This window comes from Nesterenkonia xinjiangensis, assembly GCF_013410745.1.
GTDB classification, from domain to species: Bacteria; Actinomycetota; Actinomycetes; order Actinomycetales; family Micrococcaceae; genus Nesterenkonia; species Nesterenkonia xinjiangensis.
The window spans coordinates 2729198-2754596 of the sequence record NZ_JACCFY010000001.1; the positions used below are offsets into that span (position 1 = coordinate 2729198).

At 69.3% G+C, this 25399-nt stretch carries 26 protein-coding genes, 1 tRNA gene and 2 pseudogenes; 19 read left to right on the plus strand and 10 right to left on the minus strand.

Features of this window, described 5'->3' with window-relative positions; genetic code table 11:
• Positions 1-46: 46 nt before the first annotated feature.
• Together purU and HNR09_RS12265 are read left to right on the plus strand one after the other, a co-directional pair.
• Positions 47-922, plus strand: coding sequence for a formyltetrahydrofolate deformylase (purU, locus tag HNR09_RS12260; protein ID WP_179542303.1), 876 nt, complete (start codon positions 47-49; stop codon positions 920-922).
• A gap of 264 nt (positions 923-1186) precedes the next feature.
• Positions 1187-1990, plus strand: a complete 804-nt coding sequence (locus HNR09_RS12265; RefSeq protein ID WP_179542304.1) for an SIP domain-containing protein — start codon at positions 1187-1189, stop codon at positions 1988-1990.
• A gap of 67 nt (positions 1991-2057) precedes the next feature.
• Here the strand turns inward: HNR09_RS12265 and HNR09_RS12270 are convergent, their stop codons facing one another.
• Positions 2058-2504 carry a TM2 domain-containing protein gene (locus HNR09_RS12270; RefSeq protein ID WP_179542305.1) on the minus strand — a complete coding sequence of 149 codons (447 nt, stop codon included), beginning with the start codon at positions 2502-2504 and terminating at the stop codon, positions 2058-2060.
• A gap of 214 nt (positions 2505-2718) precedes the next feature.
• On the opposite strand from HNR09_RS12270, the gene HNR09_RS12275 reads away from it, so the two are divergent.
• The 4 genes from HNR09_RS12275 to HNR09_RS12290 all read left to right on the plus strand — a co-directional run bounded on the left by HNR09_RS12275 (position 2719) and on the right by HNR09_RS12290 (position 5711).
• Entirely contained in the window at positions 2719-3612 is an 894-nt protein-coding gene (locus HNR09_RS12275) for a phage holin family protein (RefSeq protein ID WP_179542306.1), read from the plus strand.
• Between the two features lie 49 nt (positions 3613-3661).
• Positions 3662-4315 carry a CDP-alcohol phosphatidyltransferase family protein gene (locus HNR09_RS12280; RefSeq protein ID WP_179542307.1) on the plus strand — a complete coding sequence of 218 codons (654 nt, stop codon included), beginning with the start codon at positions 3662-3664 and terminating at the stop codon, positions 4313-4315.
• A 26-nt stretch (positions 4316-4341) separates the two neighbouring features.
• Positions 4342-5592 (plus strand): glycosyltransferase, encoded by a 1251-nt coding sequence (locus HNR09_RS12285; RefSeq protein WP_179542308.1) that lies wholly within the window; start codon positions 4342-4344, stop codon positions 5590-5592.
• Between the two features lie 42 nt (positions 5593-5634).
• A tRNA-Ile gene (locus HNR09_RS12290) sits at positions 5635-5711 on the plus strand.
• Here HNR09_RS12290 and HNR09_RS16610 read toward each other — a convergent pair.
• Genes HNR09_RS16610 through HNR09_RS12310 form a run of 4 tightly spaced genes read right to left on the minus strand, consistent with a single transcriptional unit; the run spans position 5668 to position 9123 of the window.
• Positions 5668-6534, minus strand: a complete 867-nt coding sequence (locus HNR09_RS16610; RefSeq protein WP_179543179.1) for a class I SAM-dependent methyltransferase — start codon at positions 6532-6534, stop codon at positions 5668-5670. The genes HNR09_RS12290 and HNR09_RS16610 overlap by 44 nt on opposite strands.
• On the minus strand, positions 6477-7601 hold the full coding sequence (locus HNR09_RS12300; RefSeq protein WP_179542309.1) for a glycosyltransferase: 1125 nt from the start codon (positions 7599-7601) through the stop codon (positions 6477-6479). The genes HNR09_RS16610 and HNR09_RS12300 overlap by 58 nt, the downstream gene beginning before the upstream one ends.
• A gap of 47 nt (positions 7602-7648) precedes the next feature.
• On the minus strand, positions 7649-8062 hold the full coding sequence (locus HNR09_RS12305) for a 6-pyruvoyl trahydropterin synthase family protein (RefSeq protein WP_246348822.1): 414 nt from the start codon (positions 8060-8062) through the stop codon (positions 7649-7651).
• Complete coding sequence (locus HNR09_RS12310) at positions 8059-9123, minus strand: zinc-dependent alcohol dehydrogenase (protein ID WP_179542310.1); 1065 nt, start codon at positions 9121-9123, stop codon at positions 8059-8061. The genes HNR09_RS12305 and HNR09_RS12310 overlap by 4 nt, the downstream gene beginning before the upstream one ends.
• Before the next feature lie 96 nt (positions 9124-9219).
• On the opposite strand from HNR09_RS12310, the gene HNR09_RS12315 reads away from it, so the two are divergent.
• Positions 9220-10065: a CDP-alcohol phosphatidyltransferase family protein gene (locus HNR09_RS12315; RefSeq protein WP_179542311.1), complete on the plus strand. Its 846-nt coding sequence runs from the start codon at positions 9220-9222 to the stop codon at positions 10063-10065.
• A gap of 59 nt (positions 10066-10124) precedes the next feature.
• On the plus strand, positions 10125-11237 hold the full coding sequence (locus HNR09_RS12320) for a glycosyltransferase (RefSeq protein ID WP_343047540.1): 1113 nt from the start codon (positions 10125-10127) through the stop codon (positions 11235-11237).
• A gap of 111 nt (positions 11238-11348) precedes the next feature.
• Here HNR09_RS12320 and HNR09_RS12325 read toward each other — a convergent pair.
• Positions 11349-11945: pseudogene (locus HNR09_RS12325) on the minus strand (M23 family metallopeptidase); the annotation flags it as partial.
• A gap of 525 nt (positions 11946-12470) precedes the next feature.
• Here HNR09_RS12325 and rpsB point away from each other — a divergent pair.
• The 6 genes from rpsB to HNR09_RS12355 all read left to right on the plus strand — a co-directional run bounded on the left by rpsB (position 12471) and on the right by HNR09_RS12355 (position 17536).
• Positions 12471-13400 carry a 30S ribosomal protein S2 gene (rpsB, locus tag HNR09_RS12330; protein WP_179542313.1) on the plus strand — a complete coding sequence of 310 codons (930 nt, stop codon included), beginning with the start codon at positions 12471-12473 and terminating at the stop codon, positions 13398-13400.
• 139 nt (positions 13401-13539) lie between these two features.
• The gene (gene tsf, locus HNR09_RS12335) at positions 13540-14382 is read left to right on the plus strand and encodes a translation elongation factor Ts (protein WP_179542314.1); all 843 of its coding nucleotides are present in this window, start codon (positions 13540-13542) and stop codon (positions 14380-14382) included.
• Positions 14383-14640: 258 nt separating this feature from the next.
• On the plus strand, positions 14641-15408 hold the full coding sequence (gene pyrH, locus HNR09_RS12340) for a UMP kinase (RefSeq protein WP_218881931.1): 768 nt from the start codon (positions 14641-14643) through the stop codon (positions 15406-15408).
• A gap of 115 nt (positions 15409-15523) precedes the next feature.
• The gene (frr, locus tag HNR09_RS12345) at positions 15524-16081 is read left to right on the plus strand and encodes a ribosome recycling factor (protein ID WP_179542315.1); all 558 of its coding nucleotides are present in this window, start codon (positions 15524-15526) and stop codon (positions 16079-16081) included.
• 5 nt (positions 16082-16086) lie between these two features.
• A complete protein-coding gene (locus tag HNR09_RS12350) occupies positions 16087-16971 on the plus strand; it encodes a phosphatidate cytidylyltransferase (protein WP_179542316.1) in 885 nt (294 codons plus the stop codon).
• 4 nt (positions 16972-16975) lie between these two features.
• Positions 16976-17536 carry a DivIVA domain-containing protein gene (locus HNR09_RS12355; protein WP_179542317.1) on the plus strand — a complete coding sequence of 187 codons (561 nt, stop codon included), beginning with the start codon at positions 16976-16978 and terminating at the stop codon, positions 17534-17536.
• Here the strand turns inward: HNR09_RS12355 and HNR09_RS12360 are convergent.
• The gene (locus HNR09_RS12360) at positions 17525-18151 is read right to left on the minus strand and encodes a TetR/AcrR family transcriptional regulator (RefSeq protein ID WP_179542318.1); all 627 of its coding nucleotides are present in this window, start codon (positions 18149-18151) and stop codon (positions 17525-17527) included. The genes HNR09_RS12355 and HNR09_RS12360 overlap by 12 nt on opposite strands.
• A 77-nt stretch (positions 18152-18228) precedes the next feature.
• Here HNR09_RS12360 and HNR09_RS12365 point away from each other — a divergent pair, with 77 nt between their 5' ends.
• The gene (locus HNR09_RS12365) at positions 18229-18630 is read left to right on the plus strand and encodes a VOC family protein (protein ID WP_179542319.1); all 402 of its coding nucleotides are present in this window, start codon (positions 18229-18231) and stop codon (positions 18628-18630) included.
• Positions 18631-18743: 113 nt separating this feature from the next.
• Here the strand turns inward: HNR09_RS12365 and HNR09_RS12370 are convergent, their stop codons facing one another.
• The gene (locus HNR09_RS12370) at positions 18744-20393 is read right to left on the minus strand and encodes a solute symporter family protein (protein ID WP_179542320.1); all 1650 of its coding nucleotides are present in this window, start codon (positions 20391-20393) and stop codon (positions 18744-18746) included.
• Positions 20393-20779 carry a DUF485 domain-containing protein gene (locus HNR09_RS12375; protein WP_179542321.1) on the minus strand — a complete coding sequence of 129 codons (387 nt, stop codon included), beginning with the start codon at positions 20777-20779 and terminating at the stop codon, positions 20393-20395. The genes HNR09_RS12370 and HNR09_RS12375 overlap by 1 nt, the downstream gene beginning before the upstream one ends.
• A 568-nt stretch (positions 20780-21347) precedes the next feature.
• Between HNR09_RS12375 and HNR09_RS12380 the strand changes: the two are divergent.
• The 4 genes and pseudogenes from HNR09_RS12380 to HNR09_RS12395 form a co-directional block, all read left to right on the plus strand.
• A pseudogene (locus HNR09_RS12380) lies at positions 21348-22010 on the plus strand (sensor histidine kinase); the annotation flags it as partial.
• On the plus strand, positions 22007-22831 hold the full coding sequence (locus HNR09_RS12385; RefSeq protein WP_179542322.1) for a LytR/AlgR family response regulator transcription factor: 825 nt from the start codon (positions 22007-22009) through the stop codon (positions 22829-22831). The pseudogene HNR09_RS12380 and the gene HNR09_RS12385, both read left to right, overlap by 4 nt.
• Positions 22828-23292, plus strand: a complete 465-nt coding sequence (locus HNR09_RS12390) for a hypothetical protein (protein ID WP_179542323.1) — start codon at positions 22828-22830, stop codon at positions 23290-23292. Before HNR09_RS12385 ends, HNR09_RS12390 begins: the two co-directional genes overlap by 4 nt.
• Complete coding sequence (locus HNR09_RS12395) at positions 23289-24866, plus strand: sodium/solute symporter (RefSeq protein ID WP_179542324.1); 1578 nt, start codon at positions 23289-23291, stop codon at positions 24864-24866. Before HNR09_RS12390 ends, HNR09_RS12395 begins: the two co-directional genes overlap by 4 nt.
• Here HNR09_RS12395 and HNR09_RS12400 read toward each other — a convergent pair.
• Positions 24848-25399 carry a dihydrofolate reductase family protein gene (locus HNR09_RS12400; RefSeq protein WP_179542325.1) on the minus strand — a complete coding sequence of 184 codons (552 nt, stop codon included), beginning with the start codon at positions 25397-25399 and terminating at the stop codon, positions 24848-24850. The two genes, HNR09_RS12395 and HNR09_RS12400, sit on opposite strands and share 19 nt — an antisense overlap.

Here is a 25399-nt window from a genome sequence, read left to right on the forward strand (position 1 = left end):
CCGTCCGGGAGCACCTGCACCCGCCGACCTCAGATCAGGAGTGAGCATGACCTCCGTCGACGCGTCCCACACCGACATCGCCCGGCTCATCATCAGCTGCCCGGACCAGCCCGGGATCGTCGCCGCCGTCTCGGAAGTGATCACGGACCTGGGCGGGAACATCCTCACCCTGGACCAGTACAGCACCGGTGTGGCCGGGGGGCGCTTCTTCCAGCGCACCGTCTTCCACCTGCCGGGCCTCGCGGCGGCGCGTCCGGACGTCGAGGAGGCTGTGGAGACCCGCCTCGCGGCCCGCTTCGACATGGACTGGAGCCTGACCGACGCCGGAACGCCCAAACGGGTGGCGATCTTCGCCTCGAAGACCGACCACTGCCTGCTGGACCTGCTCTGGCGGCACCGTCGAGGAGAGATCCCGATGGACATCGCGATGGTGATCTCGAATCACCCCGACCTCGCCGACGACGTCCGCCCGTTCGGCATCCCCTACATCCACGTCCCGGTGGACAAGGACGACAAGGCCGCCGCCGAGGCCCGTCACCTCGAGCTGCTGCAGGGAAACGTGGACCTCATCGTGCTGGCCCGCTACATGCAGATCATCTCCGAGGACTTCCTGGACCAGGTCGGGGCCCCGGTGATCAACATCCACCACAGCTTCCTGCCTGCCTTCATCGGTGCAGGCCCCTATCAGAAGGCCAAGGACCGCGGCGTCAAGCTCATCGGGGCCACCGCCCACTACGTCACCAAGGATCTCGATGAAGGGCCGATCATCGAGCAGGACGTCATCAGGGTCTCCCACGGTGACGAGGTCGCCCAGCTGACTCGGTACGGAGCCGATGTCGAGCGGGCGGTGCTCTCACGCGCGGTGCAGTGGCATTGTGAGGACCGTGTCATCCGCAACGGGCAGACCACCATCGTCTTCTGAGCTGTGTCCTGGCGGTGTGTCCTGAGAGCCGTGTCTCCTCATGGGTGTCCGGCCGTCCGACCTCGGATTGCCTCATGAGCACGTGACGTTATCCAAGACCAGCAGGTGAGGCTGACCTTTCCTGTAGACTCCGCGGTGCCGACCGTGGAAAGGATCTGCATCGTGTCCCTCGCAGCCTCATCTCGCCCAGACTCCGACCCTCCGGCGCCTACGGCCGCCTCCGTCCCCGGACCTCCGGCTCCGGGCGCAGGCCGCCCGGAGCGCGTGCAGCACCTTCTTCAGGTGGAGCGGGTCCAGAGGCTCACTCCGCACCTGGTCCGTGTGGTGCTCGGGGGAGCGGGCTTCGAGGGCATCGAGTTCAAGCCGGCCACGGACCAGTACATCAAGATGCTCTTCGCCGACCCCGCGTTGGGTCTCGAGCGCCCCTATGACATGGACGCCCTCCGCGAGAAGCTTCCGCTGGAGCAGATGCCGGTCAGTCGGACCTACACGATCCGGCACGTCGATCACGCGGCCGAGCAGATCTGGGTCGACATGGTCACCCACGGGGAGGAGGGTCTGGCCGGCCGCTGGGCCCAGGAGGTCCAGCCCGGCGAGCTGATCAGCTTCTTCGGGCCCGGCGGAGCCTATGCTCCGCGCAGCGCGGCCGACTGGCACCTGCTCGCCGGCGACGAGTCCGCGCTGCCGGCGATCGCTGCGGCGCTGGAGTCCATGCCGGCGGATGCGCAGGGCGTGGCCGTCGTGGAGGTGGCCGGACCGGAGGAGGAGATCCCGCTGGCCACGCCGTCCGGTGTGGAGGTGACGTGGCTGCATCGTGGCGGTGCCTTCTCCCCGACGAGCGCCCGGCTGGCCGATGCCGTCGCTGAGCTGGAGATCCCCGCCGGCGATGTCCAGGTCTTCATCCACGGCGAGCGTGAGCAGATGAAGCTCCTGCGCCGGCTGCTCGTGGAGGACCGTGGTCTGCCGCGCAGGGGGATGTCCCTCTCCGCATACTGGGCCCATGGTCGGGTCGAGGACCAGTTCCAGGCTGAGAAGCGCACCCCGGTGGGACGCATCGATCCGGAGTGATCCGTCGGCCGCCGCGGACTCCTGCCGGCCCTGAGCGTCGGCTGCAGGCCCCGGTGTGCTCGGATGGTCAGGGGCTGACTGCGGAGCTGGTCCCGATGACCAGCGCGGCGATGAGGAAGCCGACCAGCACGAGGACCGTGATCGCCGCACAGGGGCCAGCCCACCGGCGGAAGCCGTCGAGCCGCACATCCTTGCGATCGGACATGGTCCCGCTGAGCAGCAGGAAGAGGTCGATGATCGTCCAGGCGCCCACCACGCCCATGAAGATGAAGCCGAGGTTGAGCGCGCCGGTGGCGAAGCCGACCATCGCCGTGCCGAACATCAGGCTCTTCACCACCCCGGTGGGGATCCGGCCGAGGTAGTAGCGCTGGGCACCCAGCGGGCCCAGGACCAGTGCCAGGGCCCAGGCGATCAGGAACTTCTTCTCCGAGGTCGGCTGGCTCTCGAAGGCGCGACGATCCTCCTCCGTGTACGTGTTGGCATAGAGGTCGTCCAGATCATGCATCTCGCCCATGGGTCCATGGTAGGCGCGTCGTCGGGCTCCGCGCCGCCGGGCTCCGGCGGGTCCGTGCGACGCCTGCGCGTCGCAGGGGCCGGGGGCGGCCGCTCAGCCCGCACCGGTGCCGGTCACCAGGGTCGATGGTGATAGTTTGGTCCCGAGAGTCTGCGCATGAGGCAGTGCTCAGGTTCACAGGTTCGACCAGTCGTTTCAGGATGGAGGCGCTGTCTTGGCTCAGCAAGGAGCAGGGCACACCCGCACCGTTGCCCCCCGGCCCTCGCTGTTCGACCTGATCAAGGTCGTGCTGCGGCTGGGTCCGAAGCAGATCAATGATGAGATCCAGCTGGCCGTCGGCCAGATGAAGACCAAGGGCATCGCGGCAGGCATCGCCGCCGGCCTGATGGTCGTCGGTCTGGTCTTCGTGACGTTCCTTGTGGTCGCGCTGATCGTGGCGGCGGTCGCCGCCTTCGGCCTGATCTTCGAGCTCTGGGCGGCCGCGCTCATTGTGGCCGGCATATTCCTGCTCATCGCGGCGATCTTCGTGCTGGTGGGGCTGCTTCGTCTGAAGAAGGCCATGCCGCTGATGCCCGAGGACGCCATCCGAGGGCTGCGCCTGGACCTGGGCGTGGCCCAGCAGGGCAGCCGCTTCGACCCGCGCACGCTCGACAGGCAGGACGCTGAGCGCCGTCGGAAGAAGGAAGAGGCCAAGCGAGAGGCTCAGGAGCGCAAGAAGCAGGAGGCCAGGACTGCCGGTGCGGGCAGCCCGAAGAAGCCGCCGTACCGCGAGCTGCTGCGCAGGACCACCCAGCGCCGTGACCATCTCGGCAGCCTGCATGATCAGATCCGCGACCGCAGTGACAAGAATTCTCTGAAGTCCGACGCGCAGGACGCCGTCGCCGGGCTGAGGGAGAAGGCACGCACGGCCGGACGCAAGGCCCAGACGCAGGAGGCGCCCGCGCCCGGTGCGGCCACAGATCAGGCCGACGCGCGGGGCCAGGCCCCGGGAGATGCGAGCACCTCCGGGGCCGGAGACTTCGTCGCAGCCCGCTGGAAGCCGCTGGCCGTGCTGGGCGCTTCGGCCGCAGCGGGAGCCGTGTTCCTGCGCGAGCTGACCAGGCGCTGAGCCGTACGGCGTCGGGGCTCCCCACCGAGCGAGACCAGCAGAGGACCCCGTGAGATTCATCGGTGCTGGAACCCGGGAGGGTTTCGAGTACACCCTGCATGAGACATTCTGGACCATCCCGAATGTCATCACCGTCGTGCGTTTCCTGCTTCTCCCGGTCTTCTTCTGGCTTGTGGCGGACGGAGCCTATCTGGCCGCCTTCTGGGTGCTGGCGGTGCTGAGCTCCACAGACTGGGTGGACGGGTACATCGCCCGTCGCTTCGACCAGCTCAGCGTCATCGGGCAATGGCTGGACCCTTTGGCTGACCGGCTCTCGCTGATGATCGTCACCATCACCCTGGTGGTGTTCTCCGTGGCGCCGCTGTGGGTGGTGCTGGCCGTGGTGATCCCCGATCTGGTGCTCCTCCTCAACGTCGTGGTGCTGTTCAAGGGGTCCCCGCAGCTGACGGTCTCGGTGCTCGGCAAGATCCGCACCGCCTGTCTGCTGGTGGGCGCGCCGCTGATCCTGCTGGCCCGGACTCCTCAGCTGGAGGACACGGTGCTGACGCTCACAGCGGAGCTCGTGCTCGCAGCGGGATGTCTGATGCACATCGCTGCGTCGATCGATTATCTTGTGAAGGCGCACGGAAAAGCGCGCCAGCTTCGACGCCGGGGCATCAGGCCCCGCGACCGCGCTCTCTGGGCGAACGAGGCGGGCGGGTGACAACCCCAGGAGGACACGAGCCGCTCATGGTCAGGACGAAGGACACGCTGCGTATCCTCATCGCGGCGGACACCTACCCGCCAGACATCAACGGTGCGGCCGTCTTCTGCCATCGGCTGGCCCGGTACATGACCGGCCTGGGCCATGAGGTCCACGTGGCCGCCGCTCGTCATGACTCCGGCCCGGACACGGTAGAGAGGACCGACGAGGCCACCGTCCACCGTTTCCGCTCCTTCAAGGCCCCCACCCATGAGTACTACCGGCTGTGCCTGCCCTGGCTCGTGGAGCCGGCCATGGACCGGCTGATCGAGGAGATCCAGCCCGACGTCGTCCACGTCCAGTGCCACTACATGGTCGGCAAGGCCGCCATCGAGGCAGCCGAGCGGCGCAGGATCCGCACCATCGCCACCAACCATTTCATGCCGGAGAACCTGGACCCCTTCCTGCCGTTCCCGAGCTGGTTCTGCCGCGTCATCGCAGAGAACTCCTGGCGGGACATGGGCCGCCTGATGGGCAAGGCCTCGGTGGTGACCACGCCGACTCCGCTGGCTGCGCAGACGATGCGCGAGCGTGCGGGCTTCGACCATGTGCTGGCGCTGTCCAACGGCATCGACGTGGACCACTATCAGCCGCGGCCGGGGGAGGAGATCCCACGGTCGGAGCGGCCGACCGTGCTCTTCGTGGGCCGGCTGGCGGTGGAGAAGAACGTGGACGTGCTGATCGATGCGGTCGCGCGCACAGACCCGACGTTGAACATCGGTCTGGAGATCGTCGGCGACGGTGAGCAGCGTGACGTGCTGGCCGGCCGGATCTCCGAGCACGGCCTGCACGGCCGAGTGCGGATGCGCGGGCATGTCGATGAGGAGCAGCTGCGGCGCGCCTATATGGAGGCTGACGTGTTCTGTCAGCCTGGGACCGCGGAGCTGCAGTCACTGGTGTCCCTGGAGGCGATGTCTGCCGGTCGTCCGGTGCTGCTGGCCGATGCGCTGGCCCTGCCGCATCTGGTGGAGCCCGGGGTCAACGGTCATCTGTTCACCCCGGGCGACGCCGGTGACCTGGCAGCGAAGCTCGAGGACATCTTCCGGCGCTCGGCGGAGGATCGTGAGGCCATGGGTCGGCGCAGCCGCGAGATCGCCTCCCGGCACAGCATCGCCAAGACCATGGATGCCTTCGAACAGCTCTACCGGGGCGCCGACTGGGTGGACCCCGGCCAGTACGGCAAGGCCCAGGGGTGGCGGCCCGCGGCTCGTCGTTCGCGGCAGCGCAGCACCCGGTAGGATGTCCACGGTCACGGTCCGTGCACCGGCGTGGACCGCCCGGGGGCGTTAGCTCAGCTGGTCAGAGCAGAAGACTCATAATCTTTTGGTCGCGGGTTCAAGCCCCGCACGCCCCACCAGCACGTCGAGGTGCCCGATCTCCAGGTGGAGCGTGCCGTGCGCGCGCTGCGCCAGCCGCTCCTCGCGCCAGCGGCGGACCCGTGCGACGGCGTCGCCGTCCTGCTCGGCGGTGAGCTGCTCCTCGGCGACCTCAGCCCTGTCCCTCACCAGCTGGCCCAGCAGCGCGGTGTCCTGCGGCCCGAGCTGCCATGGGGTCTCCCATGTCTGGGTGGGCAGTCGCAGGTCATCGGCGGCGCTGAGCAGCACCTCGGCGGCGCGGGGCCCGCAGCGTCCGCCGCGCTGCTGATGCCGGTTGAAGGCGGAGGAGACCAGCTCGTCGTCAGGGTGACGAGGGCTCGGGTCCATGCCGCCGGTGACCGTGAGCGCGACCAGCAGAGGCACCTGGTGGCGCCCCACCGCCTCGAGGAGCCTGCGGATCTGTGCCGGGGTGAGCAGGTCGAGCAGAGCAGAGGCGATGGTCAGCGTCCCCGGTCCGGCGGATGCCAGCACCTCGTCCAGATCGCCGACGTCGGCCTGTCGGGTCTCGACGGGGCCGCGGGCGCCGCGCTCGGCCAGGCGGTGGGCGGTGCTGGCCAGCAGCTCGGAGTCGTGGTCCAGCAGGATCCAACGCTCATCACCTTCGAGCAGCGGAAGGAGCCAGCGGCCTCCGGCTCCGGTGCCGCAGCCGACGTCGACCACTGTCCGCGGGGCGGCCTCGGCCACGAGTGCGGCCACCGCAGCGCGGGTGGACTCCCGGGCGGCGGCATCGGCGGCCTCGCGCAGACTCAGCCAGTCTGCAGAGATCCGATCAGCTTCTGCCAGTGGTTCGCGGTCTGCTCCCATGAGGGAAGACTATCGGCTCGCGTGCGGGCCGCCTCGGCCCACCGGCCGCGCAGCTGTGGATCTGTCAGCCAGGATTCCAGGAGCCGGGCCCAGTCCTCAGGCTGATCGGGATCTGCGGTGCCTCCGGCCTCGCCGAGGGCTTCCACTGCGCCGGTGCCGGAGGAGACGATCCCCGGCACGCCATGGGCGCAGGCCTCGGTGACCACCATGCCGTAGGTCTCGGCCCAGGAGGGGAGCAGCAGCAGATCGGTGCGGCGCCAGAGTCCGTGCATCTCCTCCGGGGGGAGTGCCCCGAGGTGGACGATCCTGCCGGGGAGGCGACCCTGAAGCTCCTGGAGCATCGCGGCACCTGGCCCCTGCTCGGCGCCGCCGCCGGCGAGCTGTAGGACCCAGTCATGCTCGAGCAGGGTGGAGAGCGCCTCACCGAGCAGGCGGTGGTTCTTCCGTGGGGTGAAGGAAGCCGCCATGGTCAGTCGCAGGGGAGCCGTCTCAGAGTGCGTCCGGCCCGGGTCCACGCTGCTTGGGAGGTCCACGCTGCTCGGAATGTCCACACCGGGGACGAGGACATCGACCTTCTGGCGACCATGGCGGCGGTGGAGGTCCTCGGCCGCCCATCGGCTGGTGGCCACCACGCGGGCAGCCGCCCGCACGGCCTGACCCTCGGCCTCCGCGAGACCGACGGTCCTGGGCTCTGCGGACCCGGCCGTGCGCTCGTGCTCGGCGGCCAGCGGCAGATGCACCAGCAGAACATCGCCCAGCGGCTTCTCTGCCGGCGGGCTCGGCGCCGCCGGCCGCTGCGAGGGGTCGTCGCTGAACAGTTCGGGCATGCACCCGCCGATCAGCCCGTCCACGATCACCGGCAGCGGGCGGATTTCGCGGTGCAGTCTCGCGAGCGCGTCCAGGAGCCGGCGGCGGGAGGCCTCATCCGGGTGCGGCCAGGGGCCGGGGACACGCAGCCGGTGCACTGTGGTGCCCAGGCCCTGCAGAGCGTCCACCACTCGGTCGTTGTACAGCGACCCGCCGCTGGGTCCGGGCAGATCAGGATCGACCCAGATCAGCTCCGTCACATGCGGCTGCGAGTCCTCGCCGCCGGGCGGCCGGTGGAGGCGCCGGGTCACAGCTCGAGACGCACCGAGGCTCGGGCCCGTGGGTTCTCCCCGGCCTCGATCTCGATGGCCGTGAGTCCATGATGCTCCGGAAGCGACTGGGCGAGCTGCTGCGCGATGTAGGCGATGATCACCTCGGTGGTGCTCAGCTTGTTCTCGAAGGCGGGAAGCTCGTCCAGGTTCTGGTGGCGCAGCGGCTCCAGCACCACGGCGAGGAGATCGGTGGCGGCTCCGATGTCCATGACCACACCATGGGTGTCCAGCCCGGGGCGCTCGTAGGTGGCGTGGACATGAAGCGTGGCCCCGTGCAGCCGCTGGGCGGGGCCGAAGAACGGGTCGTCGAGACTGTGCGCGATCATCAGATGGTCATCGACGGTCAGCCGGAATCGCGACATGTGCGCCGAGAGGTGGGAGACGGTCATGGGTGCTCCTGTCGGTGTGGTGGCTCTGCGGTCTCAGGCTTGAGGCGGACGGGGGACAGCTGGTCCGTGCGGTGGTCGACCACGTGGCAGATCGTCCCGGACCAGGTGGGGTCGTCGGTGGCCAGGGCGTCCATCACCTCCGGAAGGTCCTCCAACGGGGAGCGGCCGGTGAGCAGCGCGTCGAAACGCTCGTCGAGCAGGGACAGGGCCAGCTGGAGCCGCTGCCGCCGAGTCCGCCGCAGCCGGCGCGGCTGGGCGACCTCGCCCACCTGGGAGGCGACGATCCGCAGCCTCCGAGCATGGAAATCCGCGCCCAGCGGCACGTCCGGATGGTGCTGGCCGTACCAGGACTGCTCCACGATCACCGCGTCATCGCCGGCCACCCTGAGCGCCTCCGCCAGGCCGGCCCCCGTGGCTGAGGAGTGCAGGACCACGTCACGGTCCGTGCTCGCCCGACCCGGCGGCAGGGCGTGCAGGCCCAGGGAGTCGATGAGCTGACGGCGTGCGGCATCGACCTCGACGACCTCGAGCCGTTCCAGCGGCATGCGGTCCGCGAGCAGGGCGGTGGCCAGCCCGATCATCCCTCCGCCGATGACCGTGACCCGGTCACCGAGGCTGACACCGGCCTCCCAGAGCGCGTTGAGGCCCGTCTCGGCGGCGCCGGCGAGCAGGGCTCGCTCCGGCGGACAGCCAGGCGGCAGCGGATGACAGTCCTCGGCGGGGACGGCGACATGCTCGCGGTGGCCGGCGAGGCTGAACACGGTGCGCCCGACCAGCTCGGCGGCTCCTTCTCCCTGGCCGTCCCGGACGACGCCCACATTGAGGTACCCGTGGCTGACCGGGTGGGGCAGCTCGCCCAGCTGATATGGTGCCCGCATCAGCTCGGCGATCTCGGGGGGAACGTCTCCACGGTGGACCATCGATTCGGTGCCGCGGGAGATGCCGCTGATGATCGTCTCCACCAGCACCTCGCCGTCGGCGGGGCGGGGCGGCGAAGCCTGCCTGAGCTCCCCGCGCCCGGGACCGACAGTCCAGAACTGCCTGCTGCTGGGTGCCTCCATGGTCGTATCCTGCCACGTCAGGCCGGGTGAGGGACATGGTCGCCGCGGTTCAGGCGGCACAGGTCCGGAATCCGCGTGCCCCTTATGATCGCTGTCATGGACCTCCGCCGCAGGCCGCTGCTCGGCAGCGCCGCCGTCATCATCGCTGCGGCGCTGCTGCTCGGTGCTCTGCTGCATCTCGACGGAGTGCTGACCAGGCTGCTCCTCAGCGGGCCCGAGGGGATCGAGGACAGCGTCGACGGCCTCCTGACGCCGGGGGAGGGGCTCGGCGTGCCGGCGGTGACGGCAGGAATGATCGCTTTCGCCTCCTGCCAGCTGCATGCCCTGAGAGGTGCCGGCCGCTTCCGTCTCGCCGATGCCGTGACCCTGCTGCGCTGCATGCTGCTGGGGGTGTTCACCGCCGCGGCGATCCAGGCGACCAGCCCCGCGGAGCTTCCCACCGGTTCAGGGCTGCCTCTGCCGCTGATCCTCCTGGCGGCGATCATCCTGCTCATCGACGGGCTCGACGGCGCGGTAGCCCGCTCCGCCGGTGGAGAGACCCCCGCCGGAGGCCGGTATGACGAGACCTCCGACGCCGTGGTGCTCCTCGTGCTGGCCCTGACGGCTGCGCTCGCAGTGGGATGGTGGGCGTTGCTGCTGGGACTGCTGCGGCCGGCCTTCGCCGTGGGAGGCCGCGTCCGCCCTGCCTGGCGGCAGCCTCTGGACCCCAGCCGTCGTCGTAAGATCTGCGGCATCGCGCCGGGGGTCCTCCTGCTGGTGGCCCTCGCGCCCTGGCCGGCGATCTCCGCGGTGACCAGCGCCGACGTCGAGCTCGGGCTGCGCGCCCTGCCCGTGGCCTTGGGCCTGACCCTGGTGGCGATCTCCTTCGGGCTGGATGTGCGGCGCCTGGAGAGAGCATCTCAGGACCAGCCTCCGAACCCGGGCACGCCGCTGCCCGAGTGACCTGCGGTGTGACGTGTCCGGCGCTCCCGCGGCGCCATGGTGTTGGCAGAATGGCCCCTGTGCGACTTTTCTTCGACGCCCGCTACACCCGGACCCGGGTCCATGACGGCATCTCTCGCTTCTCCGCCTCGCTGATCGAGGCCACGGCCTGCCGTGCGGACGTCACCATGCTCATCAGCGACCCCGACCAGCTGCGGCTGCTCCCGCCGGACGTCCCCTGGCTGCGGATCAGCTCCCCGACCTCCGCCGCAGAGCCGTGGGTGGCCCGGCAGATCAACCCGCACCGCCCCGACGTCGTCTTCTCCCCGATGCAGACCATGGGCGGCTGGGGGCGCGAGTATCCGCTGATCCTCACCCTGCACGACCTCATCTACTACGAGCACCGCACGCCCCCGCGGAACCTCCCTGGCCCCATCCGGCTGGGATGGCGGCTCTACCACCTCAGCCCGTGGCCGCAGCGGCTCGTCCTGGACCAGGCCGACGCCGTCGCCACCGTCTCGCAGACCACCTGTGACCTCATGCGGTCCCAGCGGCTGACGCGTCGTCCGATCGAGGTGATCCCCAACGCCCCGCAGCCGGTGGCCGCGCCCCGCGATCCCGCACAGCCGCCGGCCCGCCGCCTGGTCTACATGGGGTCCTTCATGGACTACAAGAACGTCGAGGGCGTCATCCGGGGCCTCTCGGAGCTGCCCGAGCATACGCTGCACCTGTGCAGCCCGATCGACGCCCGCCGGCGCGCTGAGCTGACTGCGCTCGCTCCGCGTGAGGATCAGCTGGTCTTCCACGACGGGATCTCCGAGTCCGGCTACCACGACCTGCTCCGAGACGCGACTGCCCTGGTGACCCTGTCCCGGGCGGAGGGCTACGGCCTGCCGGTGATCGAGGCCATGTCCCACGGCACGCCCGCAGTGGTCTCGGACCTGCCGATCTTCCGGGAGATCGCAGGCACCGCCTGGGAGGCCGCCGGGGCCCAGGCCGTAGATCCCGACGACCCGCAGGCTCTCGCCGCCGCGGTCCGCAGGCTCGCGGACCCGCAGACCTTCGCCGCCGCCTCCCGAGCTGCCCGAAGGCGCAGCCTCGAGTACGGCTGGGAGGACTCCGCCGATCGTCTGCTGCGTGTGGCTGGGGACGTCTCCCGCCGCTGGCGGCGTCGCCGCGCTCCCTGGGGCTGAGGCTCGGATCCGGGACGCGTCGGCCTGCCGGAGAGACGCACCGGGCCCGCCGGAGAGGGGCAGCAGCACCGAGGGCTCCAGGTCCCCGGTCAGCAGCAGCGGGTTGAGGTACTCGCCGTGGAGTCGCACGCCCCAGTGCAGGCAGGAGCCCGGTGTGCAGTGGTGCGAGCCGTCGAGTTCACGGGCCAGCGTGCCGATCGGCTCTCCGGCGACGACGACGTCGCCCACCTCCAGATCGCTCTCCACCGGCTCGAAGGAGCTCACCAGTCCGTCCCCATGGTCGAGGGAGATCACCGGTCGGTCCACCACCACGCCGATGAAGCTCACCTGTGCTGCCGCGGGTGCGAGCACATCGGCGCCCTCCTCGGCCGCCAGATCCACGCCCCGATGGCCGGCCGCCCACGGTGCCGGAGGCGCGGCGAAGGGCCGCAGCACCTCCGGCACTGCGGTCACTGGAGGCTGCCAGTCAGGGGTGGAGCCGGCGGACCCTGCCGCGGAGGTCGCTGCGGCCGGCAGAGTCCCGACTCGGGCTGTCGCGTCCGGGACCGCCGGCCCGCCGACGCTGAGCATCATGATCAGCAGCAGGCACATCATCACCGTGCGTGGCTGCGGGGGAGTGGTCAGCGGAGAGACGAGCTCGACGACATGGTCGACGTCGGGCTCCGCACGTCGGGCCCGGGGATTCGCAGATCTTCGGCACAGGTCCATGGAGCTATGCTGGAGCGCCGGCCGAGGCCGCGACACAGTCCGTCGCGGCCCTGTGGAGAGCTCGGCGTGTCACCCCGTCCTGTGCCCATCCTGTGGAGGATCGGATCAGGCCGGGAGATCACGATTCTGTAGTACACTGTTGGCCAGCAGTTGACGCTGACGTTCTATCGTCCTGCCCACTTCTGGTCCCTCTCGCGAGGCAGGTCTCTGGGCAGTTGATCGCCGGCCGACGCTGACTACGCGCAGAGCTTGTCTCCGTCAGCACATCCTCGTCGAAGGGCAGCTGGGGGAGGGGGATCCGCTCGGTCCGCACCGGAGACGCCTGGTTCCAGGCCTCCTGCCTCGGCAGGAACCGGAGCGGTCGGATCCATGATCTTGAATCCCCGCTCCGCCAGGAGCCCCGGTGAACGGGGCAGTACGACGTGACCAACCGAAAAATACCCGCCGGCGCTGCATGGCGTCGTCCCCTCCTCTGGGAGTCGGGGACGGCATCGTGTCTGAAGCCCGGCACCGAAAGGATTCACCATGCCTGTCGTCACCATGCGCCAGCTCCTCGACTCCGGTGTGCACTTCGGCCACCAGACCCGACGCTGGAACCCGAAGATGAAGCGTTACATCTTCACCGAGCGCAACGGCATCTACATCATCGACCTGCAGCAGTCGCTGTCCTACATCGACCGCGCGTTCGACTTCATCAAGCAGACGGTCGCCCACGGCGGCTCCATCCTGTTCGTCGGCACCAAGAAGCAGGGCCAGGAGGCCATCGCGGAGCAGGCCACCCGCGTCGGTCAGCCCTACGTGAACCACCGCTGGCTCGGCGGCATGCTCACCAACTTCGCCACGGTCTCCAAGCGCGTCCAGCGCATGAAGGAGCTCGAGGAGATCGACTTCGACGACGTCGCCGGCTCCGGCCACACCAAGAAGGAGCTGCTGCTGCTCAGCCGCGAGCTGACCAAGCTGCAGGCCAACCTGGGCGGCATCCGCAACCTGACCAAGACGCCGTCGGCGGTCTGGATCGTGGACACCAAGAAGGAGCACCTGGCCGTGGACGAGGCCCGCAAGCTGGGGATCCCGGTCATCGCCATCCTGGACACCAACTGCGACCCCGACGAGGTCGACTACCCGATCCCGGGCAACGACGACGCCATCCGCTCCGTCGACCTGCTCACCCGTGTGATCGCCGACGCCGTCGCCGAGGGCCTGATCGCTCGCGACGAGAAGCGCGGCGGCGGCTCCGGTGCCGCGGCCGAGCCGATGGCCGAGTGGGAGCGTGAGCTCCTCGAGCAGCACGCCGCAGAGAAGGCCGGCAAGGCAGACAAGGCCGAGGGCGAGGCCGTCGAGGCTGCGAAGGTCGAGACCGAGACTGCTGAGACCGTCGAGACCTCCGAGACTGACGCCGTCGACACGGTCGAGGTCTCCGAGCCCGCCGAGGCGTCTGCCGCGGACTCCAAGTAAGACTCTCGTCGCTTCAGCGCCTCACGCCCGTCACCTGAATGCCTGATACTCAGGTGGCGGGCGTGAGGGCTGTGGAGCGCGCATCTTCACCGATCTGATTCATCGATCCCCATCGAACCCCAATCTGGAGGACGGGACTATGGCGAACTACACCGCTGCTGACATCAAGGCCCTGCGCGAGCGCACCGGCGCCGGCATGATGGACGTCAAGAAGGCTCTGGACGAGGCCGACGGCAACTTCGAGAAGGCCATCGAGGCCATCCGCATCAAGGGCCTCAAGGGCGCCGCCAAGCGTGAGGGCCGCTCCGCCGCGGAGGGCCTCGTGCTGGCCAAGGTCGTCGACGGCACCAAGGGCTACCTGCTCGAGGTCAACGCCGAGACCGACTTCGTGGCCAAGTCCGACAAGTTCGTGGGGCTGGCTGAGAAGGTCCTCGAAGTGGCCGTGGCCAACGACCTCGGCGATGTCGAGACGCTGCTCGAGGCCGACGTCGACGGCAAGAAGGTCACCGACTACGTCACCGAGGAGGGCGCGGCCGTCCTCGGTGAGAAGATCGTCGTGCGCCGCCTGGCCAAGGTCGAGGGCGCCTTCGTCGATGCCTACCTCCACAAGACCTCCAAGGACCTCCCGGCTCAGGTGGGTGTCCTCTTCGCAGTGGACGCCGACTCCGACGCCGCGAAGACCGCCGCACACGACGTCGCCGTGCATGCCGCAGCCATCGTGCCGCAGTTCCTCACCCGTGACGAGGTGCCGTCCGAGACCGTGGAGAACGAGCGTCGGATCGCTGAGGAGACGGCCCGCGCCGAGAACAAGCCGGAGCAGGCCATGCCGAAGATCATCGAGGGTCGCACCAACGCGTACTTCAAGGAGAACGTCCTGGTCGACCAGCCATTCGCGAAGGACCCGAAGCAGACCGTCTCCCAGGTCCTCGAGTCCGCCGGTGCCGGAGCGACCGCCTTCGCCCGCTTCCGGGTCGGCAGCTGAGCCTCTCGCTCGTCCCACTCCGGCTCGCGCCGCAGGGTGCTCGTCTCAGCCGGAGAGGCATGCCTACAATGAGGCAGACCGCATGATCTGAGACATCAGGGGGTGGCCACACTGACGCTGTGGTCACCCCCTTCTCATGCCCGGATCCCGGCATCCGGGCACTGACCGCACTGACCCTTCTGCCGCCCGTCACCTGCCGGCCCTGGTCTGCTGCATTGGCAGCTGCCGAGGCTGACCTCCGAAAGGACCTCGATGCCGATGACCACCCAGCCTGCCGTCCCCGTCTCCGCCCAGTCCATCGATCTCGAGCTCACAGAAGGGGTCGAGCGCCGCCGCGTGCTCCTCAAACTCTCCGGGGAGGTCTTCGGCGGCGGCAGCGTCGGCGTCGACCCCGCCACGGTGCGCGGCATCGCCGAGCAGATCGCCGCCGTGGGCGGCAAGGTGGAGGTCTCCGTCGTCGTGGGCGGGGGCAACTTCTTCCGCGGTGCCGAGCTCTCCAAGGCCGGCATGGACCGTGCGCGTGCCGACTACATGGGCATGCTGGGCACGGTGATGAACTGTCTGGCGCTGCAGGACTTCCTGGAGCAGGCCGGCCAGCCGACACGTGTTCAGACGGCCATCACCATGGGGCAGGTGGCCGAGTCCTACATCCCGCTGCGCGCCATCCGGCACATGGAGAAGGGCCGTGTGGTCGTCTTCGGCGCCGGCGCCGGCATGCCCTATTTCTCCACCGACACCGTCTGTGCCCAGCGCGCGCTGGAGGTCGGGGCTGACATGGTGCTCATGGCCAAGTCCGGAGTCGACGGGGTCTACACCGCCGACCCGAAGACCAACCCGGACGCCGAGAAGCTCGAGCACATGACCTACACCGACGCGCTGCGCCGCAACATCCGGGTGATGGACCAGACCGCGATGACGATGTGCAATGACAACGACCTCCCGATGCGGGTGTTCGGCATGGAGGGGGAGGGCAACGTCACCCGGGCCCTGCTGGGCGAGGAGATCGGCACCCTGGTCACCTCCTGAGGGCCAGGTGCGCCCTGATCCAGGTCAGATCGGTGTCTGACCCGCAGAATCAGCCCCGGCGGGGGCGCTGCACCACGTAGACTGAGACGCAAGTTCCCACCTCAAGGAGACCGACGTGATTGACGAGACCCTGGTCGAAGCCGAAGAGCTCATGGAGCGAGCGGTGGAGGCCACCAGCGAAGACTTCGCCACCGTGCGCACCGGCCGGGCCAATCCGGCGCTGTACTCGAAGGTGCTGGTCGACTACTACGGCTCCGCGACGCCGCTGCAGCAGCTGGCCTCCTTCAACATCCCGGATGCTCGCACCATCCTGATCACCCCCTATGACATCTCCGCCATGCGCGAGATCGAGCGGGCCCTCTCGGACTCCGAGATCGGTGCGAACCCCTCCAACGACGGCAAGCAGATCCGGATCACGATGCCGGACCTGACGGAAGAGCGCCGCAGGGAGTACGTGAAGCTGGTCAAGTCCAAGGGCGAGGACCACAAGGTCTCGGTCCGCAACGCCCGCCGCAAGGCGAAGGACGTCATCGAGAAGGCTGTGAAGAGCGGCGACGTCGGCGAAGACGACGGCGAGCGGGGCACCAAGGAGCTGGAGAACCTCACCAAGACCTACGTGGATCGCATCGACGACATGATCAAGCGCAAGGAAGCCGAGCTCCTCGAGGTCTGAGGCCGATGACAGGATCTGAGCGCACCGGAGAGGCCGCCGGGCCGGCGAAGCCGGTGCGCACGCCACGGGCGGGTCGTGACCTGCCCGCGGCGATCATCACCGGCGCCGCTCTGCTGATCCCAGCGGTGCTGGGGATCATGTTCTTTCCGCTGCTGCTGATCATGCTGGGCGTGGTCCTGCTCTCCATGGGCGTCTGGGAGGTCGCCCGCGCCCTGGAGACCCAGGGCCTGCGACTGCCCAAGCTTCCGCTCTTCCTGGGGGCTGCGGCGATGCCTCTGTCGGCCTACTTCGGCGGAGTCGAGGCCCTGACTCTGGCGCTGATGGTGACCTGCACCGCCATCGCGGTCACGGCCGCGGTGCTGCGCGTGCAGGATCCCGGTCGGTCCATCATGTCCTCGATGTTCGTGGCCTGCTGGGTCCCGTTCCTGGTCTCCTTCGCGGTGCTGCTGCTCAGTCAGCCCGATGGACAGTGGCGCCTCGCCGTCGTCGTGCTGCTGGTGGTCTCCAACGACACCTTCGGCTATATGGTCGGGGTGCTGTTCGGCAAGCACCCGATGGCCCCCAAGATCAGCCCCAAGAAGTCCTGGGAGGGTTTCGCCGGATCCATGGTGGGCTCCGTCCTGGTGGGCGTGCTGACCTCCTGGCTGATCTTCGGGGAGCCGATCCATGTGGGGGCCCTGCTGGCCGCCGCCGTCGTGGTGTCGGCCACTGCCGGGGACTTCTCCGAGTCCATGGTCAAGCGGGAGCTGGGGCTGAAGGACATGTCCCAGATGCTGCCGGGCCATGGCGGGGTGATGGACCGGCTGGACTCCCTGGTGTTCGCGATGCCGACCGCCTACTTCGTGATCGTGGCGCTCACCCGGGATTCCGGGGGAGTTCCATTAGGCTGAGGGCATGGCGCACACAGAGAATGCACTGTTCACCCTGCTGGACCCGGAGGAGCAGGGCTACAACCGCGACGAGGTCGACGAGTTCATGGCCCGGGCTCGCGTCGCCTACGACTCCGGCACGGGGATGCCGCTGGCTGAGATTCGTCAGGCGAGCTTCTCCATGGGCTCCGGCGGCTACGACCCCGCAGAGGTCGACGGAGCATTGGACCGTCTCGAGGACGCCTTCGCCGCCGCCGAGAGGGACCGCTACATCAGCCAGCATGGTGAGGACGCCTGGTATGAGCTGTTGGCCGAGCGGGCCGCGCCGCTGCGGATCCGTCTCGAACGCCCGGACGGCAAGCGGTTCCGTGAGCCGGCACATTCCTCGGCCCTCGGGTATCGCAAGGAACAGGTGGACGAGCTCTGCCGGGAGCTGGAGCAGTATCTTGACGGGGAGAACCCGATGAGCGTGGACGAGGTCCGCACCATCGTCTTCGCGGGAGTGCACGGCTCCAACGGCTATGACGAGGCCCAGGTGGATGCCTTCCTGGACCGCATCACCGAGATCATGGCCTCAGTGGGCTGACCGGGGGCCCTGCAGGGACGTGTCGGTGCCGCCCGCGTCCGTCACGGCATCGAGGAGCCGGTCGAGCATCTCGTGCGCCGCCCTCCTGCGCGCGTCTCGTTCCTCGCCCCCTTCGGCGATCCACAGGGCGGCATCGTTCATCGCTCCGGAGAGCTGCGCCGTGGCCGCCTCCTGGAGCCGGCCCGAGTAGCCCAGCTGCCCCAGCCCCTCCTTGAGGTGTGCGGCGGCGTTCTCCGCGTCCATCCGGCGCCAGCGGGCCCATCCGAGCACCGAGGGGGCGTCCAGGAGCAGGATTCGCGCACGGGGCGCCTCGGTGATGGCGTCCAGGAATGCGTGACAGCCGCGCCGCAGCTGCTGATCGGTGTCGGCACCGCCCGTCTCGGCGGCTCTGAGGACCTCTTCCCCGACCTGGAGCTGCAGCTCTTCTGCGACGGCGGCGAAGAGTTCCTGCTTGGTGCGATGCCGGTGATAGACGGCACCCCGTGAGACGCCCACGCTCCGGGCGACGTCGTCGACTGACACTCCGGCGAATCCGTGCTCCGCGAGGAGGGACCTCGCATGGTCGAGGATCGCGCGGGCGGTCTTGGCCGCATCCGCTGCGGACGAGCGGGGCATGAACCCTCCCTTTACATTCGTTGTGTATGTATTCTGCGAGATGTCACATTCACAGTGTATGTATAGGAGGCCCAGCGATGGCCGTCACCAGTGTCTATCCCGTCCTCATGGTCGTCGAGGTCCCGTCCGCCGCGGACTTCTTCCGAGAGGTGCTGAACTTTGAGACCGTGTTCGACGCCGGCTGGTACATCAGCCTGCGGCGCGGTCCCCACGAGCTGGCGCTGCTGGCCCATGACCACCCCACGGTCCCGGCAGAGCGCCGATCCACTGTGTCGGGTGTGCTTGTCAATGTCGAGGTCGATGACGTCGATGCGGTGCATCGAGCCGTGGTCGCGCGGTCCGAGGTGCGCCTCCTGGCCCCGTTGAGAGATGAGGACTTCGGCCAACGGCACTTCATCCTCGACGGCCCGGAGGGACTCATGGTCGACGTGATCCAGCCCATCGAACCCGCTGCGGAGTTCAGCGCCGCGTATCGGTGAAGCCCGCGGCCGGTCGCCTCCGCCGACGACGGCGGCCCCGCCGTGGTGCTGGAGCCGCCGTCGTGCGGGGTGTCTGAGCCGAGTGCGCCGCGCTCAGGCGCCGCAGGTGTCCTTCAGTGCTCGGAGGCCTTCTCCGCGCCCACGCCGGTGAGCGAACGGATCTCCATCTCGGCCTGCTTGACCGGATCCTCGGCGACTGTGGAGGTCTTCGAACCCACCCAGCCGAGCAGGAACGCCAGGGGGATGGAGACCAGTCCCGGGTTGGCCAGCGGGTACAGCGCCAGGTCCGTCTCGGGGAAGAAGGAGGTCTCCGCGCCCCAGACCACCGGGGAGAAGGCGATCAGCAGGATCGAGGACCCCAGGCCCCCGTACATGGACCACAGTGCGCCACGGGTGGTGAAGCCCTTCCAGAACAGCGAGTACAGGATCGTGGGCAGGTTCGCCGAGGCCGCCACCGCGAAGGCCAGCGCCACCAGGAAGGCGACGTTCTGCCCCTGAGCGCCGATGCCCCCGAGGATCGCCAGGATGCCGACGACGACCACCGTCGTCCGGGCCGCCCGCACTTCGCCCTTATTGTCGATCTTGCCCTTCTTGATGACCTGACCGTAGATGTCGTGGGCGAAGGAGGCGGAGGCGGTGATGGTCAGGCCCGCCACCACTGCCAGGATCGTGGCGAAGGCGACGGCCGCGATGATGCCCAGCAGCAAGGTGCCGCCGAGCTCGTAGGCCAGCAGCGGGGCCGCGGAGTTCTGGCCACCGGGTGCGGAGAGGATCCTCTCCTGGTCCAGCATCGCGGCGGCGCCGTAGCCCAGCACGAGTGTGAACAGGTAGAACGCGCCGATCAGCCAGATCGCCCAGACCACGGACTTGCGAGCGTCCTTGGCCGTGGGAACGGTGTAGAAGCGGATCAGCACATGCGGCAGGCCCGCGGTGCCCAGCACCAGGGCGAGGCCCAGGGAGAGGAAGTCCATCTTGGTCAGCAGGTCCACGCCGTACTGCAGCCCGGGCTCCAGCAGCGCGTCCTGGCCGGTCCGTTCCACCGAGTCGCCCAGCAGCGCGGAGAAGTTGAAGCCGTAGCGGGCCAGCACCCAGAAGGTCATCACCGCCGAGCCGGCGATGAGCAGCGCGGCTTTGATGATCTGCACCCAGGTGGTGCCCTTCATGCCGCCGATGAACACATAGACGATCATCAGCGCGCCGACCACCGCGATGATCAGGGACTGGCCGGCTCGGGAGTCGATGCCCAGCAGCAGCGAGACCAGAGCGCCGGCGCCGGCCATCTGGGCCAGCAGGTAGAACAGGCAGACCGCCAGGGTGGAGGAGGCCGCGGCGATGCGCACCGGGCCCTGCCGCAGCCGGAAGCTCAGGACATCGGCCATGGTGAACTTGCCGGTGTTGCGCAGCAGCTCGGCGACCAGAAGCAGTGCGACGAGCCAGGCCACCAGGAACCCGATGGAGTAGAGGAAGCCGTCGTATCCGTAGACGGCGATGGCTCCCACGATCCCCAGGAAGGAGGCCGCCGAGAGATAGTCCCCGGCGATGGCCGTGCCGTTCTGGGTGCCGGAGAATGATCTGCCGCCCGCATAGTAGTCGGCGGCGGTGTTGTTGCTCTTCGAAGCGCGGAGCACGAAGAACAGCGTCACTCCGACGAAGATGAGGAAGATCCCGATGTTCGCCCAGGGGTTGCCGACCTCGGTGGAGAGGACCTCCTCCTCGCCGGAGGCGGTCGGCGGGTTCAGAGCCGTCAGTGCTGTGATGGTCATCAGCGATCGCCTCCTGCGGTGGTCGGTGCGGGGGTGTCGTCCGGCAGTCCGACGCCGGCGGCCTCCAGCTCATGTCGGATCGCGCTGGACTTCGGGTCCAGGGACTTGTTGGAGAAGGACACATAGGCGGCGGTGATCGCGAAGGTGGTCGCGAACTGGGCCAGTCCGAGCACGATGCCGAGATTGATGTTGCCCAGCACCGGAATGGCCATGATCTGCGGGGCGAAGGCGGCCAGCAGCACGAACCCCAGATACCAGACCAGGAAGATGACGGCCATCGGGAACACGAAGCTCCGATGCGTCCGCTTCAGCTCCTGGAACTCCGGGCGGTTCTGCACCTCCTGGTAGTCGACGGTCGCCGCGGTGGGCGCGGTCGGTGAGCTCATCGCTCCTCCTTGTGGTCTCGGATGGACGTCGCGTGCATGACTCCCACGTTCCGTCCGTCCAGGGCGTGGTCCACGCGGTCCCTGTGTGGGGCGGGGCGGGCCCGTCCCGGCACGCTGACCAGAGTGCCGCAGTGACCCAGCTCACGTGAAGCAGATCACCGTGCTGCTGCGATGAGCGGCCTGTGCGGTGCGACGAGCGGTCACGGTCGGCCCGGGACGGCCCGGGACGGCCCGGGACGGTCCGGAACGGCTCGAGGCGGCCCGGGACGGCACGCTCGGCTCGGACGGCAGGGCCGGGCGGCGGTGCGGCTGGCCTACGATGGTCCCCATGTTCGACATGAGCCCGGTCGTGGTCGTCCTGATGGTGCTGGTCGGGGTGCTCACCGCCTGTGTGCTGCTGCTGGCCAGCCGCCGCCCAGGCGCCGCGCCCTCCCGCGGTGAGGCAGGTGCCGCCCGTGCTGATGCCCGTGCCGATGGGGGTGGGTCCGACGTCGTGGAGGCGGGCGCGCCGGACGAGGTCCCCTTCGGCTCGCAGGAGGGCGGGGAGCCGGACTATCGCCGGCTGGCCGAGACGCGGCGGCGTCAGCTGGTGGAGGCCGAGCTGCGTACGCTGCGCGCTCAGATCTCCCCGCACTTCATCTACAACAGTCTCAACGCCATCGCCGCGTTCATCCCCACGGAGCCGGTCCGGGCGCGCGAGCTGGTCATCGACTTCGCCGACTTCACGCGGTACAGCCTGCGCGCCGAGGGGGATTTCTCCACTCTGGCGGAGGAGCTGGACGCCGTCGAACGCTATGTGGTCCTGGAGAAGGCCCGCTTCGGGGAGAGGGTCCAGGTGGACCTGCAGATCGCCCCGGAGGTGCTCGGCGTGCGGATTCCCTTTCTGGCGGTCCAGCCGCTGGTGGAGAACGCGGTGCGCCACGGACTGGAGGCCGAGTCCGGGCAGGTGCGGGTACTGCTCAGAGCTGTCGATGAGGCCACCCATGCGGCGATCTCGGTGGAGGACGACGGCGTAGGGGCGGAGCCCGAACACATGGCCGAGGTCCTCGCCGGGGAGGCCGGCGGTTCGCACATCGGGCTGCGCAATGTGGACCTGCGGCTGCGTCAGGCCTATGGCGGCGGTCAGGGCCTGGTGATCGACACGGCCGTCGGGGCAGGCATGATGGTGTCCATGCGCATCCCGAAGTTCCAGCCGGAGGCCCACGTCGACACGGAGGTCGCCGCCCGATGAGCGTCAGTGCCGCCACGCCCCGGGCCTCCCAGCCGACGGCCGCCCCGACCGGCCGCGCGCTGCGCGTGCTGGTCGTCGACGACGAGCCTCCGGCGGTGGCTCAGATGCAGTGGCTCCTCGAGGCCGACCCGCAGGTCGGGGCGGTGTGCACGGCGTCCAACGTCGCACAGGCCAGGCATCAGCTGGACACCCGGAAGGTCGACGTCATCCTTCTGGATGTCCATATGCCCGGCCCCTCCGGGTTGGCCATGGCGCGGGAGCTGCGGACCGGCGGCGAGAAGGGGCCGCAGATCATCTTCGTCACCGCCGACGCCGGACCGGCGGTGGAGGCCTTCGAGCTCGCCGCCTGTGACTATCTGCTCAAGCCGGTGCGCGCGGCGAGGCTCTCCGAGGCGCTGCGTCGCGCCGCGGAGGTCCTGGGCGGCGCCGCCGACGCCGGAGAAGGGGAGCCCCAGCGTGTCTCGGTGCTGCAGGGCGACGCCACCGTGCTGGTGGACATCGCCTCCATCCGCTGGGTGCAGGCCCAGGGCGACTACGCCCGGCTGCACACCGAGGCAGGCTCTTACCTGCTGCGCATCGCCCTGGGCGACCTCGAGGAGCAATGGTCAGGGCAGGGCTTCGTGCGGGTGCATCGCTCGTCTGCGGTGAATCTCCATCATGTGCACCGGGTGGTCCACCGCCAGGGTCGGATGACCATCCAGCTGCGTGACGCCTCCGGGGGTGAGCAGGAGATCGCAGTGAGTCGGCGGCTGATGCACCACGTCCGCGAGCGACTGGAGGTCCATCGGGTCCGCGCCCCGAGCCGGGGAGGGCCGGGATGAGTCTGCCGGGTGATGCGGAGTCGGATTCGCGGTTCGCGGGGCTGCGCGTCCACCGGGTGCGGGTGCACGGCCCGCGGACCGCACCGGAGGCGGACGAGGTCCTGCTGGCTCCGGCGCGGGGGCACGTCCGCCGTCGGGTCTCTTCTGCGCTGGTCAGCAGGCTCATCCGAGATCAGCTGCGCCTCGCGGTGGGCTGGGGGCTCGGCTTCTTCCTGCTGCTGGTCGCTCTGTACCTGGTGCTCTCGACGCTCGATGTGCTGGCCGCGGTGACGGTGCTGGGAGTGCCGCTCCCGTGGCTGGTCCCGGCCCTATGCTTCTACCCGCTGCTGATGCTCGGCGGCTGGCTGCACCTGCGCGGCAGCGAGGCCGCCGAGCGTCGTCTGCTCACCGAGGTCGGCCTCGTGGGCGAGCCCCATGGAGAGTACGAGGTCCGCCCCGCTGACGGGGAGAGCCGCGCATGAGCCCTTCTGCGACGGCGCTGGTCGCCATCGGGCTCGTCTGCCTGGTGTCAGTGGTGATCAGCCTCCCCGGGCTGCGGCTCTCCCGGACCACCAGCGACTTCTACGTGGCCTCGCGGCGGGTCCCGCCATGGCTGAACGCCTCTGCCATCGCGGGGGACTATCTCTCCGCGGCCAGCTTTCTGGGGGTGGCAGGGCTCATCGTGGCCTACGGCGCCCAGGGCCTGTGGTTCCCGGTCGGATACACCGCGGGCTTCTTCACGCTGCTGCTCTTCGTGGCCGCCCCGCTGCGCCGTTCCGGCGCGTACACCTTGCCGGACTTCGCCTCGCTGCGATTCGGCTCTGCCCAGATTCGGCGGCTGACGGCGATGATCGTGATGATGACGGGCTGGCTCTATGTGGTCCCGCAGCTGCACGGAGCCTCGCTGACGCTGAGCACCACGACGGGCCTGCCCGGGTGGGCGGGTCCGCTCCTGGTGGTGCTGGTGGTGCTGCCGACCGTGCTGGCCGGGGGGATGCGCTCCGTGACGCTGGTCCAGGCGGTGCAGTACTGGATCAAGCTGTGTGCGCTGCTGATCCCCTGTGTGTTCATCCTGCTGCGGCTGGGCCGGGACTCCGGGTCGGGCTCCGGCTCAGCCCGTCCCGGGGGAGTGCTGGAGGGCCTGCCCCCGCTGGGTGAGTTCTGGCAGGCCGGGCTGCTTCCGGATGCGCTCGACGGCGGCGGCGCCGGGCTCTACCAGACCGCTTCTCTGGTGCTGGCACTCATGCTGGGGACCGTCGGGCTGCCGCATGTGCTGGTCCGCTTCTACACGAACCCGGACGGCTCCACCGCTCGGCGCACGACCTTGCTGCTGCTGGGCCTGCTCTCGGCCTTCTACCTGCTGCCCGTGACTCTGGGGGTCATGGCACGTCTGGTGCTGCCGGTGGCTCAGGGTGGTCTGGGGAGCGCGGACCCAGACGGAGGCCCGGCCGTGGTGGGTGCGGGGGTCGCCGATGCGGCGCTGCTGCGCCTGCCGGCGGCGGTCTTCGACGGGGCGGCCGCGGATCTGCTGGTGGCGCTGGTGGCCGGCGGGGCCTTCGCCGCGTTCCTGTCGACCTGCTCCGGGCTGGTGGTCTCCCTCTCCGGGGTCGTCTCTCAGGAGTTCTTCGCCGGCACAGTGCGGGGGTTCCGGATCGGTGCGGTGGTCGCGCTCGGGCTGCCCCTGGTGGTCGGCACGGTGACCAGCCAGGTGGCGCTGGCGGGTGCCGTGGCGATGGTCTTCACCTTCACCGCTTCGGCGCTGGGTCCGCTGATCCTGCTGGGGATCTGGTGGCGGGGCCTCACAGAGTCCGGGGTGATCGCCGGGATGGTCTCGGGTGCGGTGGTCTCCTTGTCCTCTCTGGTGATCGGGCTGGCCCTGGGGGAGCACTCCGCCGGCGCGCAGGTCTTCCTCTACCCGGCACTGTGGTGCATTCCGCTGGCGTTCCTGGTCACCGTGCTGGTCAGTCTGCTCGGGCGGGAGGCGCCACCGCGCACCGCCGAGGCCGTGCTGGCGCGGCTGCACCTTCCCGAGGCGGCTCAGCCCCGGGGGTGGTGAACCACACGGAGCAGCCGACTGTGTCCGGCGGCGCTCGGCTCCTGCTCCAGCAGCTCCAGATCGATCGGCCCCATGGTGTCGCTGAGCAGGGGAGTGCCGCCGCCGAGCAGCACGGGCACGGTGTTGACCAGCACCAGGTCCACCACCTGGGCCCGGAAGCACTGGCGGGCGACGTCGGCACCCAGGATGCTGACGATCCCCTCGGGTGCGGCGGCGCGGCAGGCGGAGAGCGCGGCGTCGAGATCCGTGGTGACGGTGATGCCTTCCGGCTCAGGCCGCGGGGGTCGGTGGGTCAGCAGGATCTGGGCCCCTTCCCACTGCCCCTCGAGAGGGCCTTCCTTCTCCGGATCCCCGGCGTGGGGGTCGTCGCCGTCAAAGGTGCGGCGGCCGACCAGCAGCGCCTGGAGGTCGGGCATGAGGCGCTCCATGACGGGGTCGGCCCCCATATGGGGAAGCAGCCAGGACATGTCTCCGTCGGGTCCGGCGATCCTGCCGTCCACGGAGGCTGAGGCGGCGTAGAGGAAGGTGGTCAT

Coding starts and splice junctions, on each gene's coding strand:
- pyrH (WP_218881931.1), top strand. CDS start 14,641: ATGACCACCCAGCCTGCCGTCCCCGTCTCCGCCCAGTCCATCGATCTC.
- HNR09_RS12385 (WP_179542322.1), top strand. CDS start 22,007: ATGAGCGTCAGTGCCGCCACGCCCCGGGCCTCCCAGCCGACGGCCGCC.
- HNR09_RS12350 (WP_179542316.1), top strand. CDS start 16,087: ATGACAGGATCTGAGCGCACCGGAGAGGCCGCCGGGCCGGCGAAGCCG.
- HNR09_RS12370 (WP_179542320.1), bottom strand. CDS start 20,393: ATGACCATCACAGCACTGACGGCTCTGAACCCGCCGACCGCCTCCGGC.
- HNR09_RS12400 (WP_179542325.1), bottom strand. CDS start 25,399: ATGACCACCTTCCTCTACGCCGCCTCAGCCTCCGTGGACGGCAGGATC.
- HNR09_RS12365 (WP_179542319.1), top strand. CDS start 18,229: ATGGCCGTCACCAGTGTCTATCCCGTCCTCATGGTCGTCGAGGTCCCG.
- purU (WP_179542303.1), top strand. CDS start 47: ATGACCTCCGTCGACGCGTCCCACACCGACATCGCCCGGCTCATCATC.
- HNR09_RS12355 (WP_179542317.1), top strand. CDS start 16,976: ATGGCGCACACAGAGAATGCACTGTTCACCCTGCTGGACCCGGAGGAG.
- HNR09_RS12315 (WP_179542311.1), top strand. CDS start 9,220: ATGGACCTCCGCCGCAGGCCGCTGCTCGGCAGCGCCGCCGTCATCATC.
- HNR09_RS12270 (WP_179542305.1), bottom strand. CDS start 2,504: ATGGGCGAGATGCATGATCTGGACGACCTCTATGCCAACACGTACACG.
- HNR09_RS12375 (WP_179542321.1), bottom strand. CDS start 20,779: ATGAGCTCACCGACCGCGCCCACCGCGGCGACCGTCGACTACCAGGAG.
- rpsB (WP_179542313.1), top strand. CDS start 12,471: ATGCCTGTCGTCACCATGCGCCAGCTCCTCGACTCCGGTGTGCACTTC.
- HNR09_RS12305 (WP_246348822.1), bottom strand. CDS start 8,062: ATGACCGTCTCCCACCTCTCGGCGCACATGTCGCGATTCCGGCTGACC.
- HNR09_RS12310 (WP_179542310.1), bottom strand. CDS start 9,123: ATGGAGGCACCCAGCAGCAGGCAGTTCTGGACTGTCGGTCCCGGGCGC.
- HNR09_RS12395 (WP_179542324.1), top strand. CDS start 23,289: ATGAGCCCTTCTGCGACGGCGCTGGTCGCCATCGGGCTCGTCTGCCTG.
- HNR09_RS12360 (WP_179542318.1), bottom strand. CDS start 18,151: ATGCCCCGCTCGTCCGCAGCGGATGCGGCCAAGACCGCCCGCGCGATC.
- HNR09_RS12285 (WP_179542308.1), top strand. CDS start 4,342: ATGGTCAGGACGAAGGACACGCTGCGTATCCTCATCGCGGCGGACACC.
- tsf (WP_179542314.1), top strand. CDS start 13,540: ATGGCGAACTACACCGCTGCTGACATCAAGGCCCTGCGCGAGCGCACC.
- HNR09_RS16610 (WP_179543179.1), bottom strand. CDS start 6,534: ATGGGAGCAGACCGCGAACCACTGGCAGAAGCTGATCGGATCTCTGCA.
- HNR09_RS12390 (WP_179542323.1), top strand. CDS start 22,828: ATGAGTCTGCCGGGTGATGCGGAGTCGGATTCGCGGTTCGCGGGGCTG.